The sequence below is a fragment of the Streptomyces sp. NPDC058470 genome (assembly GCF_042721055.1).
Taxonomy (GTDB): Bacteria; Actinomycetota; Actinomycetes; order Streptomycetales; family Streptomycetaceae; genus Streptomyces.
This window is the reverse complement of sequence record NZ_JBHXMF010000106.1, coordinates 1-18302: the sequence shown is the minus strand read 5'-3', so window position 1 is coordinate 18302 and position 18302 is coordinate 1. Positions and strand designations below refer to the sequence as shown.

Below are 18302 nucleotides of genomic sequence, written 5' to 3'. Positions count from 1 at the left end.
GGGCGCGCGGGTTCCGGGCGTGGGTAACACCTTTTTCTCCCCCCCCCCCTCACCCACCCCCGCCGGCCCGGCACCGCGTTGGGGGTGTGGGGTGTGCCGCTCTCCCGATCCGCCCTCCCGGTCAATGGCCGCTAGTCACGTGTCTTGTAGAGCCTCTCGATCTCGGCGGCGTACTTGGTGGTGATGGAGCGGCGCCTGAGCTTCAGGGTGGGCGTCAGCTCGTCGCCCCCCGGTTCCCAGGCGTGCGGCAGGATGGTCCACGAGCGGATGTGCTCGACACGGGAGAGACGCGCGTTGGCGGCATCAACGCCCTGCTGTACGGCGGCCCTCACCTCCGGGGACACGGCCAGGGCGGCAACGGACGTATCGTCCAGGCCGCGCTGAACCGCGAAGGCCTGGGCGGCTTCCAGGTCGAGGACCAACAGCGCGCTGACATGGGGACGGCGGTCGCCTATCGCGACGGCGGCCGCGACGAGCGGGCAGGCGGTCTGCAGAACGTTCTCGATATTGGCGGGCGACATGTTCTTGCCCGAGGCGTTGATGATCAGTTCCTTCTTGCGGTCGACGATGGTCACGTAACCGTCCGCGTCGACGCTGCCGACGTCCCCTGTGTGGATCCAGCCGTCGGAGTCGACGGTCTCCGACGTCCTGGCGGGGTCGCCGCGGTACCCCTTCATGAGTGCGGGGCTGCGGACCAGGATCTCGCCGTCTTCGGCCACCTGGATCTCCGTGCCTGGCAAGGGAGTCCCGACGGTGCCGAGGCGCGGCCTCGACGCGGTGTTGAGGGTGGTGACACCGGTGGTCTCGGACATGCCCCAGGCCTCGCTGACCGGCAGGCCCAGCGCGAAGAGGAAGACCATCGCGTCCTGATCCAGCGGGGCGGAACCGGTGACGACGCTGACGGCCCGGTCCAGCCCGATCTGCCCTCGTCTCCTGGCGAGCACAAGGCGGTCCGCGACCAGTTCGGGAAGCCGGGACCGGAGCGGGCGTTCGCGCCCCGGCGAGGTGGCCAGCGCCCGGGCCGTGCCGGTACGCAGCGCCCAGCGGGCGAGGGCGCCCTTGAGCCCCGACTGCTGATCCAGGCCGGCCTGGATCGATCCGATGAAGCGGTACCACAGCATCGGTACGCCGACGAACTCGGTCGGGCGCACCTGCTGCAGGACCTCCAGCAGCCGCTTGGGTTCGTTGAGGGTGACCGTGGTGGTGTGGAACATCATGGGCGCGTAGTGGGCACTGAACCGGTTGACGATGTGCGCGTCCGGCAGATACGAGATGACGCGGCCGCCGGTGGATTCGGCCAGGACCTTGGGAAGCTGCGTCAGCACATAGATGAGGTTGGCGTGGGTGAGCTCAACACCCTTGGGCGGTCCGGTGGTTCCCGATGTGTAGATCAGGGTGAGCACGTCCTGGGGGGACACGCGGGACCAGGCGCCACGGAAGTCGAAGTCGTCGGTGCCTGACGTCTCGAGGTCGGCCAGTGACAGGACCGGGCCACCGACGTCCTGGCCCGCTGCGGCTGCGGCTGGATCGATGTTCACGCACACGAACGTCTCGACGGACGAGCCCTCGGCAGCTGTCCGCGCGGTGCTCAGAAACTGCTCCTCGCACACCACGAGCCTGTTGCCGGCGTTGGCGAACAGATAGGAGATCTGCTCGGCGCTGCTGGTGTTGTAGACCGAGTAGGGGATGGCGCCCAGGTGCATGACGGCCGCGTCGACTATGTGGAACTCGGGCCGGTTGGTGAGCATCAGCGCCACCGTGTCGCCCCGCTCGACCCCTCGGGCGGCCAGCCCGCGAGCCACTGCCTCGACGCGTTCGCCGTACTCGCGCCAGGTCAGTACCGACTTGTTGTCGGCGTCCCGCAGCGCCACCGCGTCCCCGTGCTCGGAGATGGTCTGCTGCATCAGAGCGCACATCGTTGTGTTCTCCATGCTGTTCCTCGTTCTGTCAGGGGGTGGGAGTGCGCTGGATCCCTGCGAAGAAGTCGGCCATGTCGACTGCGGTCTTCTCCGGGTACTCGAAGGGCACCATGTGCCCGCATCCGGCGATGACTTGGCTGAGCTGCGGGTTCAACAGGGCTTTGACCTCAGGAAGTTTGCCGACCGGGGTGACCTGGTCCTCCTCGCCCCACAGGAGCAGGGTGGGTGTGCCGAGCAGCCCGGCCTGCCGGTAGAGATCCTGCTGGCGGTGGAAGTCGTAGTCGCGCAGCGTGGCGAGGAGGGCGTACATCGAGCCCTCGCAGCGGTAGGTGTCGCACACCATGTCGGTGAGGGCCCGTACCTGTGCGGGGGTGCGGACGTTGTGGGACAGGTGCCCGCGCAGCAGGAATTGGCCGAGGTGTTTGCCGAGGAACGGGCCGACGTTCGGCGTGGTGGCCAGCCGTACGGGCGGGGGGTCGCCCTCGGTGAATCCCGCCGGGCCCAACAGGGTCAGCGATGTCGTCTGTTCGTGGGTGCGCTGCAGCAGGGCCAGGGCGGTGAGCGCGCCCATGGAGGAGCCGACGGTGTGCCAGGACTTCGGTACGTCGAGGGCCTTGACCAGGTCGTGTGCCTGCCGCACGAACAGTTCACGGTCGTAGGGCCCCGCGACGCGGTCCGAGTAGCCGCGGCCGTAGGCACTGTAGGTCAGGGTGCGCAGCCCGCGGCGGTGCAGATGTTCGACGACGCCGTCCCAGTAGAACAGCGGGACGGTGAGACCCCCGAGGAGGAAGACCAGTTCACCGTCGTCGGGTCCGGTGAGTTCGTAGTGCGTGATGCCGTCGGACAGCTCGACGAAGCTTCCCCGCAGACGGCTGCGGGTGTCCGGGTTCAGGGGGAGGTTCTCGCCCCTGGCTCGGTAGATCTTGGGCATGGCGGAACTCAATTCCTGGGAGGGTGCGGGGCTCGTTCCTGAGAAGGGGCGGGACTCATTCCTGGGTGGTCGGGGAGGGAAGCCCAGATGTGAACGGATGGCTTCGCCGACTTCAGCGGGGGCCTCTTCGGGCATGAGGTGCCCGACACCCGCGAGGACCACTTCGTGACTTCCGGGGATGTCCCGGTGGAAGTGCTGGCCGTCGATCAGGTCGCCGCGCAGGACCAATGTCGGGGCGGCGATCTCCGTGATGTGACCGGAGCGGTCCGCCTGGTCGGTGTTGGCGAAATCGATGAAGGCCGACCGGTTGCCCGGCCGGTTCATCATCGCCGTGACCCGGTCGACCAGGGGCTGGTCCACGACCATGAGCGGGCCGACGGAGGAACGCAGGTTCTGCTCGGCCGCCCCGCTCGGCGCCCACCGGCGAAGCAGCGGGCGCAGCAGGGGATTGCGGGCCATCTTCAGCGCCGTCGGCAGGGACTTCTCGGGATATCCGGTGGCGTTCATCAGGATCAGCCGCTGCACCAACTGCGGGTGCTCGACCGCCAGGTTCCAGGCGATGTTTCCGCCCAGCGAATTCCCTGCCACGTTCAGTTTGTCGAGGCCCAGGCCGGAGAGGAACTCCGCGACGAAGGACACGTAGGCCTCGATGCGGTAGTCCCGGTCGGGGCGGGGGCCGGTCAGGCCGAAGGCCGGCAGGTCGAGCCTGATGACCTCACAGGAGGTCTTGAGGTCGGCGACGATGGGGTCGAAGGCCTGGAGTGAGGAACCGCTGCCGTGCAGCAGGAGAAGCGGGGGACCGCTGCCCTCTCGTTTGAAGTGCACCCGCACTCCGTCGATCCAGGTGAAACGGGATTCCTCGTCGACATAGGGATCGCTGTGGGTCTCGGAAGCTGTCATGTGTGGGCTCCGTCGAACATGCGCATCACCGAGGTGTGCTCAATGCGGGCAGGCAGGCCACGCAGCACGGCGTCCCGTGCGGTGCTGAGCGGCCCTGAGGGCACGGAAGCGAGTTGATTCATGCGAACCGCCTGGCGCTGGATCCACTCGACCCGCGCGCGACGTTCCTCTTCGAAGGCCCGGAAGGCATCGGCCACCGAAGCGGTCCCGGCCAGCCGGCGCGCCACCACCGCGGCGTCCTCGATGGCCTGACCGGCTCCCTGCCCGAGGTTGGGCAGCATCGGATGTGAGGCATCGCCCAGCAGGGTCACGATGCCGGAGCCGCCGCGCCACTCTCGCTGCCGCAGCTCGACCTCGATGGTGTCCTTCGGCTCGGTGGCCGCCAGCAAGTCCCGTGCCTGAGCCGGGAATTCGCGGTAGAGCACTTGATAGAACCTGAGACGGTCCACCGGGTCCCGCACCGGGCGAGCCGGCGTGGGGATCAGCGCGAACCAGGAGCTGCGTCCGTCGCGCAGTGGAATGATCCCGAACTGCATTCGGTAGCCCCACCATTCGAGAACCTCGTCGGGCCGGTCCGCCGACACCTCGGTGACCCCGCGCAGGCAGGTCGTCCCCGAGCCCACGGCCGACGAGTCGCCGTGCAGGCGCGCCCGGATCAGGGAGTCGATGCCGTCCGCGGCGACCAGACCGCGCCCCCGCACCCGCTCGCCGGAGCGCAGGTGTACCACCACTCCGTCGGCGTCCGTCTCGAATCCGATCACGGGGTCACCGGTGAGCAGGTTGCCGTCGCCGAGCTCGGAGAGGAGCACCTCGTGGAGGTCGGCGCGGTGGATCCCGAGGGCGGGGGAGCCGACTGTCCCCTCCACGTCCTCGGCCCGCACCTCGGTGAGGACCTTGCCGGTGACCGACATGATCGAGGTGTGGGCGACCCTGCGCCCCTTCTCGGTCACCTGGCGGCCGAGGTTCAGCTCGCTGAGCACCTGCACGGTGTTGGGCTGCAGGAGGATGCTCGTGTTGATCGCGGTGGGCCGGGGCGCCGCCTCGATGAGCGTCCACGGGATGCCGCGACGCTGGAGGGCCACAGCGGTGGTCAGACCACCGACACCCCCTCCGGCGATCAGTACGTGATCATGCGATGTCGACAACGACTTTCCCCTTAGAACGTCCACGTTCGACGTACTCCTGAGCCGCCGCGATCTCGCTCAGCGGATACGTCTTGTCGATGACGGCGCGCACCTTGCCCTCGGCGGCCAGGCGGGCCAGCAGCTCCAGTGCGGCGCGGTCGGGACCGAACAGGCTCCAGCCGTAACTCCGGCGGCTCAGAGCCTCCCGGAGGCGTCGGCCCAAGAGGGTCGCAACGGCCTGAACGCCACCGAGAAAGAGGCCCCTCTCGTCGACGAAGCGCATCAGCGGATGCACGAGCGTGCCGTAGCCGGCCCCCGGGCCGCGGCGCAGGATGCCGAGCATCTTCCGCTCCTCGGCGTCGTCGGCCATGCAGACGGCGAAGTCGAAGTCGCGCAGTTGCTCCGCGAAGTCCTGCGTCCGGTAGTTGATCACCTGGTCCGCGCCGAGGCTCTCGCACAGTTCGATGCCCGCGGGGCCGGCCGTGGTGGCCACATGGGCGCCCAGCGCCTTGCAGATCTGCAGGGTGACCACACCCGTGCCACCCGACCCGCCCTGGAGGAACACCCGCTTTCCGGCAGCGTTCTCCGGCCGGAACCCGGCGTCCTTCAACGCGGCCCACGCGGACAGGAAGGCGTAGGGCAGCGCGGCGGCCTCGCGGTAGGACAGCCCTTCGGGCTTGGCCACGACATCGTCGGCCTTGACGACGCAGTATTCGGAGTACGTCCCCTGCGGCGCGGGCCTCATCGCGCCGAAAACGGCGTCTCCGCTCTTCAGCCCGGTGACCCCGGAGCCGACTGCCACGACGTCCCCGGAGATGTCGTTCCCCAGGACGAGCGGAAACCCGGTGAGCCCGCGCAGCTTCATCAGCTTCTGGCCGTACCCGCCCCGTCTGCGGCAGTCGATCGGATTGACCGAGGTGGCACGCTGCCGTACAAGGACTTCGTCCACGCCCGGCGTGGGGGTCGGCGCGTCGTCGACCACTTGGAAGACGTCCTGAGCTGCGCCGAACCGTTCGGCCTGGGCCGAGCGCATGTGACTCGGAATCGTGGGTGTGGTGCTGGAGGTCATAACGGCTACGCTAGCACCGAAAACTGCGTTACGGCTACGTGGACTCCGTAATTGTGGTCGAGATCGTATGGAGAGATTGGGGGAAGATTCCATGGCCGCAGAGGCATCTGCCGTTCCGGGCAGTCCGGCCTGGTGGGCGAGCCGCCCGCCGACCCCCGTCCACCGGCGCGGGAGGCCGCCGGTGGACGTCGGCAAGGTCGTCGACATGGCGCTGCAACTCGTCGACGAAGTGGGCGTCCAGGCGCTGACCCTGCGGATGCTGGCCGACGCCCTGGGGTCGGGTACGGCCACTCTCTACCGCCATTTCGCCAGCAAGGACGAGCTGCTGGCCCATGTGGTGGACCGGATACTGGGCGATGTGCGCGTGGATCCGGCGTCACTGGAAGGGCTGACCTGGCGAGAAGCCACCGTGGCGGGGGCCGAGGCTTTCTATGACACCTTGTGCAGGCATCCCCATGCGCTTCCCCTGTTGGTGGAGCAGGTGCCCGTCGGTCCGAACGGGCTGCGCAACCGGGAGCGCATCATCGGACTCCTCCTTGCCTTCGGCTTCTCCGTCGATCTCGCCGCCCGCGCGTTCACCGCGATCGGCCACTATGTGGTCGGCTTCGCCATCCAGCAGCACGGCCCGGGAGCAGCGCGCCCCGAAGACCGGCCGCAGCTGCTCGATTTCTACCGGTCCCTCGACCCGGCCGCATACCCGGCCACGGCGGCCGCCGCGGAGGAACTCACCGGTGTCCCTCTGCGCGAGGAGTTCCGATTCGGACTCGACCTTCTTCTCGACGGTCTGGAGCACGTCAGGAAGGCGACGTGACAAGCCGGGACAGCCGCCTTCACGGACAACTCAGCAGCAGAGCGCGTCCGGTGGCAGTTCATGTCCGGCAAGCAGCGGCAGCTCCGCCGAAGTGAGCATCGTTCGATACTCCTCCGCAAGCCGGGACGGCTGCTTCCGGCTGAAGGCCACGAGTTCGCGGAAATAGCCGGAGCCGATCCTCCGCGCATGTTTCGACCAGGCACTGGGCACGGCGTTCTCCGGAGCCACCGCCATTCCGATGCCCTCGATGGCGAACTGCAGGGCCGCGGACACCTGGCCGGTCCGGGCAACCGCCCGAGGAGCGAAGCCGAGGCCGGTCGTCACCCAGTCGACGACCTCGCTCATGCCCTGCTCGGGCTCGTACAGCACCCAGTCGGCCGACGCGAGCTCAGCCGGTTCCGCGGCCGCGCCGCTCTCGTGTTCGTTCGGTCCGACGACCACCATCTGCTCGTAACCGAGCGAGACAGCCGGCCCGTCCCAGGCCGGAGGCCGCGGCCCGACGGCCAGGTCGCCCTGCCCGCTGCGAGCGGCTTCCTCCAGGTCGCGACGGTGTGAGAAGTCATGCAGGCGGAGGACCGTCGTGGGGAACAGGGAGTGCCACCGGGCAGCGGACGGGGGCAGCACACCGGACGCCACTGACCGCACGGTGAGCACATGCACATCGCCCCTGCGGCCTTCGGTCACCTGGCGAACCGCGTCCTTGGCATCCTGGGCTGCCTGGACCACGCGTTGCGCCTGCGGCAGGAAGGCCCTGCCCGCAGGAGTCAGGGTTACGCCGTGGCGGCCTCGTTCGAGGAGTGCGGAGCCGAGTTCCTTCTCCAGAATGCGGATCTGCTGCGACAACGACGGCTGGGTGACGTAAAGCCTGGTTGCGGCTCCGCTGAACGAACCGCTCTCCCAGATGGCGAGGAAATATTCCAGCTGGCGCAGCTGCATGCCGTCAAGCTACCTGACACGAGGCCTGCCCGGAACAGCCGTGACTGCGGTGGTGTGCGGTCATCGACCTGCCGATCTGAGGGATGCGCAGCCCAGTGAGCGAGCCTATGGACGGCGGGTCCCCTTCTCCGGCTTCTCGGGCTTATACGGTGATGGAGATGCTGCTGTCCTCGCGTGCCAGTCGTGACAGCAGATAGTCCACCTCTTCCCGCGCTGTGGCCGACAGGACCGGTGCCGGGCTGCGCTGGCTGTCGGACGTGAGCAGTCCGCGCCGCTTCATGACGTATTTGCGCACCGCCAGACCGATTCCCGGCTGCTGCTCGTATCGCAGCAGCGGCAGGTGCGCGTCGAAGATGTCGTGAGCGGAATCGCGGTCTCCTGCCGCCGTGCGCCGGACCACTTCCACGAGCATTTCCGGGAAGCAGTAACCCGTCATCGCACCGTCCGCGCCACGCTCGGTCTCGAAGTCCAGGAAGAGCCCGCCGTTGCCGCACAGGATCGACAGCCGCGGCATGTCCCCGGCAGCTTCGAGCCGTCGCAGGGTACTGATCTTCTCCAGGCCCGGCCAGTCCTCGTGCTTGAGCATGACGCAACCCGGTGCGTTGCGTGCGATGCGCGCGATGACCGAGGGAGTCATGACCACGGAGAAGGACAGCGGATAGTCCTGGATCACCAGAGGAACTTCCTCGCCGATTTCCTCGGTGATGCCTTGGTAATAGGCCACGATCTGGTCATCGGTTCGGAGCGTGTTCGGCGGGGCAGCCATGACGCCGGCCGCTCCGGCCGCCATGACGTCCGAAGTGAGTGTGCCCATGGCTGCGTATCCGGGAGCGGACACTCCGACGACAACGGGAAGACTGGTCCTTTTCAGGACATGGGTGACTATCCGCACCGCTTCGCCGTGAGTCAGTTTGGGCGCTTCGCCCATCTGTCCGAGCAGCGTCAGACCGGAGACACCAGCCGATTCATAGAAGTTCACAAGTCGACTGAGCGAGTCGAAGTCGACGCTCCCTTCACTGTCGAAAGGAGTCGGCACAATGGCGAAAACACCTTTCGCCTCGCGGGTCAGCAGCACCATGGTCCGGACTCCCTTACGGCAGTGTATTGAGGATCAAAGGCTCGCAATGAGGCCACCGTCGACCCGCACCAGCGAACCGGTTACATAGGAGGCCGGGGCACTCGCGAGAAAGGCGACCATGGAGGCGTATTCGCGTGGATTTCCGTAGCGGCCTGCCGGAATCGTCGCGAGGCTCGCCGCCGAGACCTGCTCGACGGTCTTTCCTTCGCGTTCGGCCTTGGCGCGGTCAAGAAACTCAGTTCGCTGTGTCCCTATTCTTCCCGGCACGACGACGTTGCACGTCACACCGTCGGCCGCGACCTCCCGGGCCAAGGTCTTGGACCAGCCGAGGAGGCCGGCGCGGAGGGCGTTCGACAGGCCCAGGTTCGGGATGGGCGCGATGACACCGGAGCTGGTGCTGGTGATGACGCGCCCCCAGCCCCGGCTCCGCATGCCGGGTACGACACTGTCGGTGATCGCGATCACGGAGAGGACCATGGACTGGAAGTAGTTGATCCATACCGTGGGATCCTGGCCGAGAACGGGTGACGGTGGCGGTCCGCCCGTATTGTTCACAAGGATGTCGACCGGTCCGAGGGATTCCTCGATCGCTCTCGTATTGCCCTCGATGGCGCCGAGTTCTCCGAGATCCCATTCCAGGGCCAACGCCTGTCTGCCCGCGTCGATGATGGTCTCGGCACGAAGTTTGGCGGCATCAGCGTTTATGTCCGCGACCGCCACCTTGGCCCCCTCTTCCGCGAGCATCTGGGCAATCGCACCTCCGATGCCGCCCCCTCCGCCCAGCACAAGCGCGGTCCTGCCGGCAATCCCCAGATCCACAGCGCTGCTCCTCACATGGCGGATCAGTTTCCCGACCGCTCGGCGAATGCCTGATTCAGTGACTGTGGCACAACGGTCGTTCGGGTACCAATAAGAATTTTCCACACCGCCGATAGGCAGTACTTATGCGACTCGTATAGGAAGTGCCTATACGAGTCGGCAAGGAAACCTCTTGGACAGAATTGCCCAGCTCACCAAGACTTGCGGAGATGCCCGCCGGGGCATGAAGGGAGCCACGTCATGTCCTTGCCGGAGTCAATGCTGGCCGCGGTGCTGGGCGGGCCGGGGGTCATCAGGACCAGCAGGCTGCCCCTTCCACAGGTCGGGCCCGAGGACGTTCTCGTACACGTCCGAAGGGCATCGCTGTGCGGAACGGACCTCAAGATTCGCAGCCATAGGTTCTTCGGCGACGGCAGACCCGCCTCCGATCAGTTCGTACCCGGCCACGAGTACGCGGGAGTGGTCGCGGCCGTCGGGAGCGCGGTCGACGAGTTCCAGGTCGGCGATCGCGTGGTCACCGAGGCCCACCGGGGCTGTATGCGGTGTGCCAACTGCCTGGCCGGGGCGTATACGGACTGCCTCAACTACGGAAACCGCCGCAAGGGCCATCGGGTGCAGGGGATGACCGTCAACGGCGGCTTCGCCGAATATGCGCTCAACCATGTGTCCACCCTGTACCGGCTCCCGGACTCCGTCGACTTCGACTCGGCAGTGGTCCTCACCACGGTCGGCACCGTCATGCACGCCCTCGATGTGCTCGGCTCGCTGATCGTCGGCGCGAGCGTCGCGGTGATCGGCCCGGGCCCCATCGGACTGTTGGGAGCGCAAGTGGCCCGTGAACTCGGGGCCGAGGTGGTCGTTCTGACCGGGACGCGGGATGCCCGGCTGGAGATCGGCAGGAAATTCGGCGCCGACCTGACGGTCAACTCCCGTGACGAGGACGCCGTCCTGGCGGTCCGCAACGCAACCGGGGGACAGGGTGCCGACATCGTCCTGGAATGTTCGGGGGCCCCGAGCGCGGTCGACGACGCGCTGCGCATGGCCAGGCGCTCCGGCAAGGTCGTGCTCGTGGGCTTCTTCGACCGGCCGGTCACGGCCGACCTCAACCATGCCGTGATGAACGGCATCTCCATCCAGACGGTCCGGGGCGAGGGGGCCGGCTCGGTGGCCAGAGCGGTCTCACTGGCGGGCCGCGGCCGGCTCCGCACCGCCGAGCTGGTGACCCACCATTTCGGTCTCGAGGATGTCGCGGAAGCCTTCGATACCTACGCGGAGCGCAGAGGCAATGCCATCAAGGTGATGCTGGACGTGTCGGAGGACAGGGCGCTCGGGGAGGCGGTGCCTCATGACAGGGCGCCCGGGAACGACGTGGTGCCTGCGGACACGGAACGGTCCCGTGTCGGCTGAGAGCCCGTCGAGGCCGGTGCCCGGTGCCAGGGACCAGGGGCGCGAACGGGTGGCCGCGGCCATGACCGCCGCGGCGGCAGCGTGGCTGTGCTCCCTGACGCCGGAGCAGGTGACCGTCGCCCAGCACGGCTCCCCCCTGACGCCGGGGGCGGAGGCCGAGCGACTGAAGTGGTTCTACACGCCGACCGATCACGGCGGTCTCGCCATCCGGGATCAGACGCCCCGTCAGGAGAGCCTCGCCATGCAGCTGGTGGCCTCCGGACTGTCCGAGGCGGGATTCGCCACGGTCGCGACGGTGATGGGTCTGGAGAACATCCTGGACCAGGTCGAAGGCTGGCAGGTCGGCTGGGGCCGGCAGCGGGGCCGCGACCCGGGGCTGTACTGGCTCAGACTCTTCGGCCGACCCGGCGATCGAGTCTGGGCATGGCGATTCGGCGGCCACCACATTTCCCTGAACAACCTGATCGTCGCGGGCAGGGTCGTGTCGACGACGCCGTGCTTCGTGGGCGCCGACCCCGCGCAGACCGCACTCCTGGGCGGATCGTTGCGCCCCCTTCACGGACTGGAGCATGCGGCCCGGCAGTTGGTCGCGTCCCTTGGTGCCAGGCAGCGTCAGCGGGCGTTGCTCCATGAACGCGCCGTGTCCGACATCGTGTCCGGCAACAGGCCGACTGTCGCCCATGGCGACACCATGATGCACATGCAGGACCTGTGGCGTGGACGGTTCGCCGACCCGAGCCTCGCGGACCTCGTCGACGACATCGACCGGCGCGCGGAGGAAGGCAGCGGGTACACCGAAAGGGACCATGCCGCTCTGGCGATCTCCCGCTCGCCGAAGGGGCTCGGAGCCAGGGACATGGACGCCGACCAGCGTGGGGGTCTACGGCGGCTGCTCGCTCTGTACACCGGCCGGGCTCCGGAGACACTCGCCGACGCGTACGCCGCGCACTACGCGACCGAGTCCGTGCTCGACGAGGTGCATTTCGGCTGGGCGGGCAGTACGGACGATGGTGAGCCGCACTACTACCGGGTCCAAGGCCCCCACGTGCTCATCGAGTACGACAACACCCAGCGCGGCGCGAATCACGCCCACTCCGTCTGGCGGGACCTGACCTCCGACTTCGGGCTCGACATCCTCGCCGAGCACCGGGCACGCGCCGCCCACTAGGACGATCAGGCCGTGCGGCTTCCCGTACGAAGTCCCCAGGTGGGCGCACGCCTCCGCGCCTTCACGGGGCGCGGCGAAATCTCTCAGTGTTCCTGCTGTCCAAGCCGTGCCATGCCCTCTTCGGCGCACCGGACCACCTCGGCGTCGAGGTTTCCGAAGTCCTGTCCCGCCATGGCTCCGGCGGCGACCCGGGCGGCGATCCCCTGCACGATGACGGCGAACTTGAAGTGGGCGAAGGCCTCGTAGAAGGCGAGGTGGTCCAAGGTGGCACCGGTCGCCGCCGCGTAGCGCTCCGCGAGGTACGCCCGGCCCGGAAAACCGGTTCCGGTCGTCACGGTCGGTGTGAGCGGCGACACGCTCTCGCCCGCCTCGCGCCAGTAGAACAGCAGCAGCCCGAGATCCGTCGTGGGGTCACCGAGCGTGGAGAGCTCCCAGTCGAGCACGGCGGCGACGTGGCCCGGATCGGCCCGGTCCAGCAGGCAGTTGTCGAGCCGGAAGTCGCCGTGCACGATCGAGGACCTCGGTACGCCGACCTTGTCGAGCGCCGCTGCGAGACCGGCGCCGAGTTCATCGAGCGCGGGAACGTCACGCGTCTTCGACTTCGCCCACTGTCCCTGCCACCGCCGTACCTGCCGTTCCAGGAAACCCGTCGGCCTGCCGAAGTCCGCGAGGCCGACCTCGGCGGGACCGACCGCGTGCAGCGCGACGAGTACGTCGACCAGAGCGTCGGCGAGCGCGGTTCGGTCCGCGGCCGTGTCGGCGTACCCCGGCGGGAAAGAAGCGCGGATGACGTGTCCGGGCACCTTCTCCATCACGTAGAACGGTGCACCGATCAGTTCGCCGGCCAAGTCCTCCAGGAGAACGGCGGCGACCGGGACGGCCGTGTCCTTCAGTGCCCGCTGGACCCGCGCCTCGCGTCCCATGTCGTGTGCGCGGGGCAGGAGCGCCCCGGACGGGGGCCGGCGCAGGACGACGGAGCCGGCCTCACTCGTGATCTCGAACGTGAGGTTGGACTTTCCGCCGGCCAGCAGCGTCGCCTCGAGGTGGAGCCAGCGCTCGTCGTGGAGGGCCGCGGCCAGGGCCGGCGCCAGCCTGTCCAGCCGTACCAGGGGAGAAAGGTCCACCTGCGTCGCGTTCACCTGACGCTGCCCGGCTTCGGCTGTGAAGCGGTGCTGGAGTACATAACGGCTACGCTAGCACCGAAAAACCTATTGTGGATACGTCGGCTCCGTAAATGTCTCGATGATTCCGGTGGCTCTCGGTGGCCCTCGGCGACTCGATGGGAGGGAAGATTTCGTGGCTTCAGAAGTGCCTGCCGTTCCCGGCAGCCCCGCCTGGTGGGCGAGCCGCCCGCCCGCTCCCGCCTACCGTCGTGGGCGGCCACCCGTGGATGCCGGCCGGATCATCGACATGGCCCTGAAACTCGTCGACGAAGTCGGAGTCCACGCGCTGACCCTGCGGATGCTCGCCGACGCCCTGGAATCCGGCACGGCCACGCTCTACCGGCACTTCGGCGGCAAGGACGAGCTGCTTACCCATGTGGTCGACCGGATCTTCGGCGACGTACGCGTTCCGCCTGGCGCGCTGGACGGTCCGTCGTGGCGCGAAGCGGCGGAAGCCGGCGCAGAGGCTTTCTACGAAACCCTGCGCAGACATCCCGGGGCGCTGTCCTTGCTGGTGGCACAGGTTCCCGTCGGCCCCAACGGGCTTCTCAACCGCGAGCGCACTCTCGGACTGCTCCTGAGCCACGGGTTCTCGGTCGGCCTGGCCGCCCGCGCGTTCACCGCGATCGGCCACTACGTGATCGGCTTCGCCATCCAGCAGCACGGCCCGGGAGCCGCGCGCCCCGAGGACGAGGCGCAGCTGCGGGACTACTACCGCTCGCTGGATCCGGCCGTATACCCGGCGACGACAGCCGTGGCCGAGGAGTTGACCTCCGTGCCGCTGCGCGAGGAGTTCCGGTTCGGCCTGAACCTGCTGCTCGACGGACTTGAAAAGATCCGACAAGCGGAATCGGAGTGAGGGCATCACAATGAATCGGTCCAGCACATCGTTTTGTTCATGGCCGATCGGTAATTGAGATGGAGCTGCGCCATCTGAAGTACTTCCTCGCCGTCGCCGAGACGCGCAACTTCACCCAGGCCGCTGCGAACTGCTACGTCGCGCAGTCCGCGCTCAGCCAGCAGATCGCCCGCCTGGAGAAGACCGTCGGCGCCGCGCTGTTCAGCCGCACGAGTCGTTCGGTGCGACTGACGGCCGCCGGTGAACTGCTCGAACCGCTGGCCCGACGCATCCTGGCCGACGTGGACAACGCGCAGGCCGCTGTCGACGCGCTGGCGGGGCTGCGTCGCGGGCGGCTGCGGCTGGGCCTGGTCCAGACGCTGGTCGGCTCGATCGACATGGTCGAGGTGATGGCCGAGTACCACGCCCGCCATCCCGGTATCGACTTCGACGTCGCCAACGCCCCCAGCTCCGAGATGACCGCCGCGGTTCTGTCCGGAGGTCTCGACGTCGCCGTGGTCGGCCTCGGTTCGCACGAGGTGCCGGACGGCCTCGATCACCGGCTCCTGGGCAGCGACCCGCTCATGGTGATCGTGCCGCACGACCACTCCCTGGCGGACCGGGACGTCATCGGCCTCGCCGACCTGCCGGAGAGCCACCAGCTCATCCAGTTCGCTCGCGGCACCGGACTGCGCGGCCAGGTCGAGGCCGCCTTCGCACGGGCCGGCGTGGAACCTGGCCGGCACTTCGAGGTGGGCCAGGTGTACGACATGGTCCGACTGGCCGCACGCGGGATCGGCGTCACCGTCGTACCCCGCTGGTCCGTCTTCGCGGCAGGGTCCCCCCTGGGTCCCTACCCTCAAGGCGTTCTCCCCGAGGGCGCCCGGGCGCTCCGTCTGTCGGACGCGGAAGCGGTGCACGACGTCTCCGTGGTCTACGACAGCAAGCGGCTGGCGCCGGCGGCCGCCGCGTTCCTCGACGTCGTGGACCGACACACGGACGTAGTAGACGAGCGTCGCCCGCCTGATTGATCGGTGGAACAGATTGCTGAGCCCATATCCATATGTTGGACCTGAGCTGGGTTCGGGCCGACTCTGGAAGAGATCCACCGGGAGTACGTCGCGCTCCTGGGCCTCTTGAACGGAGCTCCGTCATGGCTGTCGCACTGCGGGACGCATGGACCACCGTGGTCCCCGACATGAGGGACCGACACGGTCCGCTGCCGCCGCTGATGCTCGCCCTGACAGTGGTGACCGGCCTGGTGGACGCCTTCAGCTATCTGCTGCTGGGGCATGTCTTCGTCGCCAACATGACCGGTAACGTCGTGTTCTTCGGCTTCGCCATCGTGGGCGCCGCCGGATTCTCGCTGGCCGCCCCGCTGGTGGCGCTCGGCGCCTTCGCCGTCGGCGCCCTGTGCGGCGGCCGCGTCGCGCACCGGGCCCGCCACCGCGGGCGGATGCTGCACCAGGCGCTGCTGGTGGAGACCCTCCTGATCGTGATCGCGTACGTCATCGCCCAGACCGTCGGCGCCCCGTACACGGGCGTCGTCCGGTACGGGCTGATCGCGCTCCTCGGGCTCGCTCTGGGCGTTCAGAACGCCACATCCCGAGCCCTGGCCGTCCCCGACCTGACCACGACCGTGCTGACCCTCACCATCACCGGCATCGCCTCCGACAGCCGGGCCGCCGGAGGCAGCGGTGGCAAGGCGGGACGGCGTACCCTCTCCGCGCTCGCCATGCTCGCCGGCGCCCTCGTCGGCGCCGCCGCCGCTCTGCACGGTGCCCCTGCCCTGCCCCTGCTGATCGCCTCCGTGCTCCTCGCGGCAGTCACCGTCGCCGCGTTCAAACTGACCCGGTCCGACGGCCCCTGGACAGCTCCGCTGTGACACGGGTGCACCGCCGCGCACCCGGGCTCAGCCGAACAGTTCGCCCTTCTCGGCCTTCTCGACCAGCGAGGCGGGGGGAACGAAACGCTCGCCGTACCGCTCCGCGAGGTCGCGCGCCCGGGCGACGAAGCCGGCCGGGCCGCCCTCGTACTGGTTGATGTACTGGATGACGCCGCCCGTCCACCCTGGGAACCCGATGCCGAAGATCGACCCGATGTTGGCCTCGGGGACGGAGCGCAACACGCCCTCCTCGAAGCAGCTGACGGTGTCGATGGCCTCGGCGAAGAGCATCCGCTCCTTCATGTCCTCGAAGGGGATCTCGTGGCCCGGCTCGGTGAAGTGCTCGATCAGCCCGGGCCACAGGCCGGTCCGCTTTCCGTCCGCGTAGGCGTAGAACCCGGCGCCGCTGGATCGTCCCTTGCGGTCGTAGTCGTCGATCAACCGGTCGACGACCGCCTCGGAGCCGTGTGTGACCCACGTACCGCCGTCGGCTTCGAATCCGGCGATCGTCTCCTGGCGGATCTTGCGGGGCAGGGTCAGCGTCAGTTCGTCCATCAGCTGCAGGGCCGGGGCCGGATATCCCGCCTGGAGCGCGGCCTGCTCGACCGAGGCCGGGTGGATGCCCTCGCCGACCATGGCCACGGCCTCGTCCAGGAACTTGCCGATCACCCGGCTGGTGAAGAAGCCCCGGCTGTCGTTGACGACGATGGGCGTCTTCCTGATCTGCCGGGCGATGTCGAGCGCCTTCGCGAGCGCGGCGTCGGAGGTGTTCTCACCGACGACGATCTCCAGGAGCGGCATCTTGTCGACGGGGGAGAAGAAGTGCAGGCCGATGAAGTTCTCCCGGTCCTTGACCCCCTCGGAGAGCTGGGTGATGGGCAGCGTCGAGGTGTTGGAGCCGAGCAGCGTGCCGGGCTCCACGACGTCCTCGATCTCCTGGAAGACCTTCTGCTTGAGTTCGGGGCTCTCGAAGACCGCCTCGATGACCAGGTCGCAGCCGCGCAGATCCTCGGCCCGCGCCGTCGGTGTGATCCGGGCGAGGATCTCATCGGCCTGCTCGCGGGTGGTCCGCCCCCGGCTGACGGCCTTGTCGAACAGACCGGCCGAGTAGGCCTTGCCCTTGTCCGCGGCCTCGGCGGAGACGTCCTTGAGAACCACGTCCATGCCGCCGCGGGCGCAGACGTACGCGATCCCGGCGCCCATCATCCCGGCGCCCAGCACGCCCACCTTCGTCGCCCGCCAGGTGTCGTATCCCTCGGGGCGGCTGCCGCCGTTGTCGATGTGCTGGAGGTCGAAGAAGAATGCCTTGGTCATGTTCTTCGAGATCTGACCGGTGACCAGCTGTACGAAGTAGCGGCCCTCGATGAGGAAGGCCGTCTCGAGGTCGACCTGGGCACCCTCGACGGCGGCGGCCATGATGTTGCGCGGCGCCGGGTACTGCGCACCGCGCAGCTGCTTGCGCAGATTGGCGGGGAAGGCCGGGAGGTTGGCGGCGAACTTCGGGTTCGACGGGGTGCCGCCGGGGATCCGGTAGCCCTTGACATCCCACGGCTGTACGGCGTCGGGGTGGTCGGCGATCCAGGCCTTGGCGCGGCCGAGGAGTTCCTCGGGGGTGTCGACGACCTCGTGCAGCAACCCGAGGTCCAGGGCGGTGCGCACCTTGTGGCGCTGCCCCTGGAGAAGCACGTTGAGCAGGGCGTCGGTGATACCGAGCAGCCGCACGGTGCGTACGACACCGCCCGCGCCCGGCAGCAGCCCCAGGCCGACCTCGGGCAGACCGATCTGTGAGCCCTTCGCGTCGAGCGCGATCCGGTGGTGGCAGGACAGGGCGATCTCGAGACCGCCGCCCAGCGCGGCGCCGTTGATCGCCGCCACGACGGGCCTGCCGAGGGTCTCCAGCCTGCGCAGCAGGCCCTTGATACGGGTGACGAACGCCAGCACGTCGGCGGCGTCCTCGGGGCTCGCCCGGATGAGTTCCGTCAGGTCGCCGCCCGCGAAGAAGGTCTTCTTCGCGGAGGTGATCACCACGCCGGTGACCGTGTCCTTCTCGGCCTCCAGCTGGTCCACGACCAAGGCGAGGTCCTCGATGAACGCGCGGTTCATGGTGTTGGCCGACTGCCCGGGGGCGTCCATCGTGAGGACGACGACGCCGTCCGCGTCCTCTTCCCAGCGGATGTGCTTCTGCTCGGTCATTGCTTGATGTCTCTCGTCTCGGTGGTCGCGGTCGGGGCGCGGGGGCGGAGCGGTTCGGTGG

At 68.3% G+C, this 18302-nt stretch carries 15 protein-coding genes; 6 read left to right on the top strand and 9 right to left on the bottom strand.

What is annotated here, in order from left to right; genetic code table 11:
- Positions 1-131 precede the first annotated feature (131 nt).
- The 4 genes from ACFWP7_RS41400 to ACFWP7_RS41385 are packed head-to-tail and all read right to left on the bottom strand — an operon-like array spanning position 132 to position 5943.
- A complete protein-coding gene (locus tag ACFWP7_RS41400) occupies positions 132-1931 on the bottom strand; it encodes an AMP-dependent synthetase/ligase (RefSeq protein WP_384393406.1) in 1800 nt (599 codons plus the stop codon).
- A gap of 16 nt (positions 1932-1947) precedes the next feature.
- On the bottom strand, positions 1948-3750 hold the full coding sequence (locus ACFWP7_RS41395; RefSeq protein WP_384393403.1) for an alpha/beta fold hydrolase: 1803 nt from the start codon (positions 3748-3750) through the stop codon (positions 1948-1950).
- Positions 3747-4895 (bottom strand): FAD-dependent monooxygenase, encoded by a 1149-nt coding sequence (locus tag ACFWP7_RS41390; protein ID WP_384393400.1) that lies wholly within the window; start codon positions 4893-4895, stop codon positions 3747-3749. The genes ACFWP7_RS41395 and ACFWP7_RS41390 overlap by 4 nt, the downstream gene beginning before the upstream one ends.
- Positions 4879-5943 (bottom strand): zinc-binding dehydrogenase, encoded by a 1065-nt coding sequence (locus ACFWP7_RS41385; protein ID WP_384393397.1) that lies wholly within the window; start codon positions 5941-5943, stop codon positions 4879-4881. Before ACFWP7_RS41385 ends, ACFWP7_RS41390 begins: the two co-directional genes overlap by 17 nt.
- A gap of 91 nt (positions 5944-6034) precedes the next feature.
- On the opposite strand from ACFWP7_RS41385, the gene ACFWP7_RS41380 reads away from it, so the two are divergent.
- A complete protein-coding gene (locus tag ACFWP7_RS41380; RefSeq protein WP_384393393.1) occupies positions 6035-6754 on the top strand; it encodes a TetR/AcrR family transcriptional regulator in 720 nt (239 codons plus the stop codon).
- Between the two features lie 30 nt (positions 6755-6784).
- On the opposite strand, the gene ACFWP7_RS41375 is transcribed toward ACFWP7_RS41380, so the two are convergent.
- From ACFWP7_RS41375 to ACFWP7_RS41365, 3 genes are all read right to left on the bottom strand, one after another.
- Positions 6785-7690 (bottom strand): LysR family transcriptional regulator, encoded by a 906-nt coding sequence (locus ACFWP7_RS41375; RefSeq protein WP_384393391.1) that lies wholly within the window; start codon positions 7688-7690, stop codon positions 6785-6787.
- Between the two features lie 142 nt (positions 7691-7832).
- Positions 7833-8768, bottom strand: coding sequence for a dihydrodipicolinate synthase family protein (locus ACFWP7_RS41370; protein ID WP_384393389.1), 936 nt, complete (start codon positions 8766-8768; stop codon positions 7833-7835).
- Between the two features lie 33 nt (positions 8769-8801).
- Positions 8802-9587, bottom strand: coding sequence for an SDR family oxidoreductase (locus tag ACFWP7_RS41365; RefSeq protein ID WP_384393386.1), 786 nt, complete (start codon positions 9585-9587; stop codon positions 8802-8804).
- A gap of 240 nt (positions 9588-9827) precedes the next feature.
- Between ACFWP7_RS41365 and ACFWP7_RS41360 the strand changes: the two genes are divergently transcribed.
- Positions 9828-10994 (top strand): zinc-binding dehydrogenase, encoded by a 1167-nt coding sequence (locus tag ACFWP7_RS41360; RefSeq protein WP_384393383.1) that lies wholly within the window; start codon positions 9828-9830, stop codon positions 10992-10994.
- Positions 10984-12162 (top strand): DUF3500 domain-containing protein, encoded by a 1179-nt coding sequence (locus tag ACFWP7_RS41355; protein WP_384393380.1) that lies wholly within the window; start codon positions 10984-10986, stop codon positions 12160-12162. The genes ACFWP7_RS41360 and ACFWP7_RS41355 overlap by 11 nt, the downstream gene beginning before the upstream one ends.
- A gap of 83 nt (positions 12163-12245) precedes the next feature.
- Here ACFWP7_RS41355 and ACFWP7_RS41350 read toward each other — a convergent pair whose 3' ends face one another.
- Positions 12246-13286, bottom strand: a complete 1041-nt coding sequence (locus ACFWP7_RS41350) for a phosphotransferase family protein (protein ID WP_384393377.1) — start codon at positions 13284-13286, stop codon at positions 12246-12248.
- A 172-nt stretch (positions 13287-13458) separates the two neighbouring features.
- Here ACFWP7_RS41350 and ACFWP7_RS41345 point away from each other — a divergent pair, with 172 nt between their 5' ends.
- From ACFWP7_RS41345 to ACFWP7_RS41335, 3 genes are all read left to right on the top strand, one after another.
- A complete protein-coding gene (locus ACFWP7_RS41345; protein WP_384393375.1) occupies positions 13459-14184 on the top strand; it encodes a TetR/AcrR family transcriptional regulator in 726 nt (241 codons plus the stop codon).
- Positions 14185-14243: 59 nt separating this feature from the next.
- Positions 14244-15194 carry a LysR family transcriptional regulator gene (locus ACFWP7_RS41340; protein WP_384393372.1) on the top strand — a complete coding sequence of 317 codons (951 nt, stop codon included), beginning with the start codon at positions 14244-14246 and terminating at the stop codon, positions 15192-15194.
- 122 nt (positions 15195-15316) lie between these two features.
- Positions 15317-16048: a YoaK family protein gene (locus ACFWP7_RS41335; protein ID WP_384393369.1), complete on the top strand. Its 732-nt coding sequence runs from the start codon at positions 15317-15319 to the stop codon at positions 16046-16048.
- Positions 16049-16075: 27 nt separating this feature from the next.
- Here the strand turns inward: ACFWP7_RS41335 and ACFWP7_RS41330 are convergent, their stop codons facing one another.
- Positions 16076-18241, bottom strand: coding sequence for a 3-hydroxyacyl-CoA dehydrogenase NAD-binding domain-containing protein (locus tag ACFWP7_RS41330; protein WP_384393366.1), 2166 nt, complete (start codon positions 18239-18241; stop codon positions 16076-16078).
- Between the last annotated feature and the right edge of the window lie 61 nt (positions 18242-18302).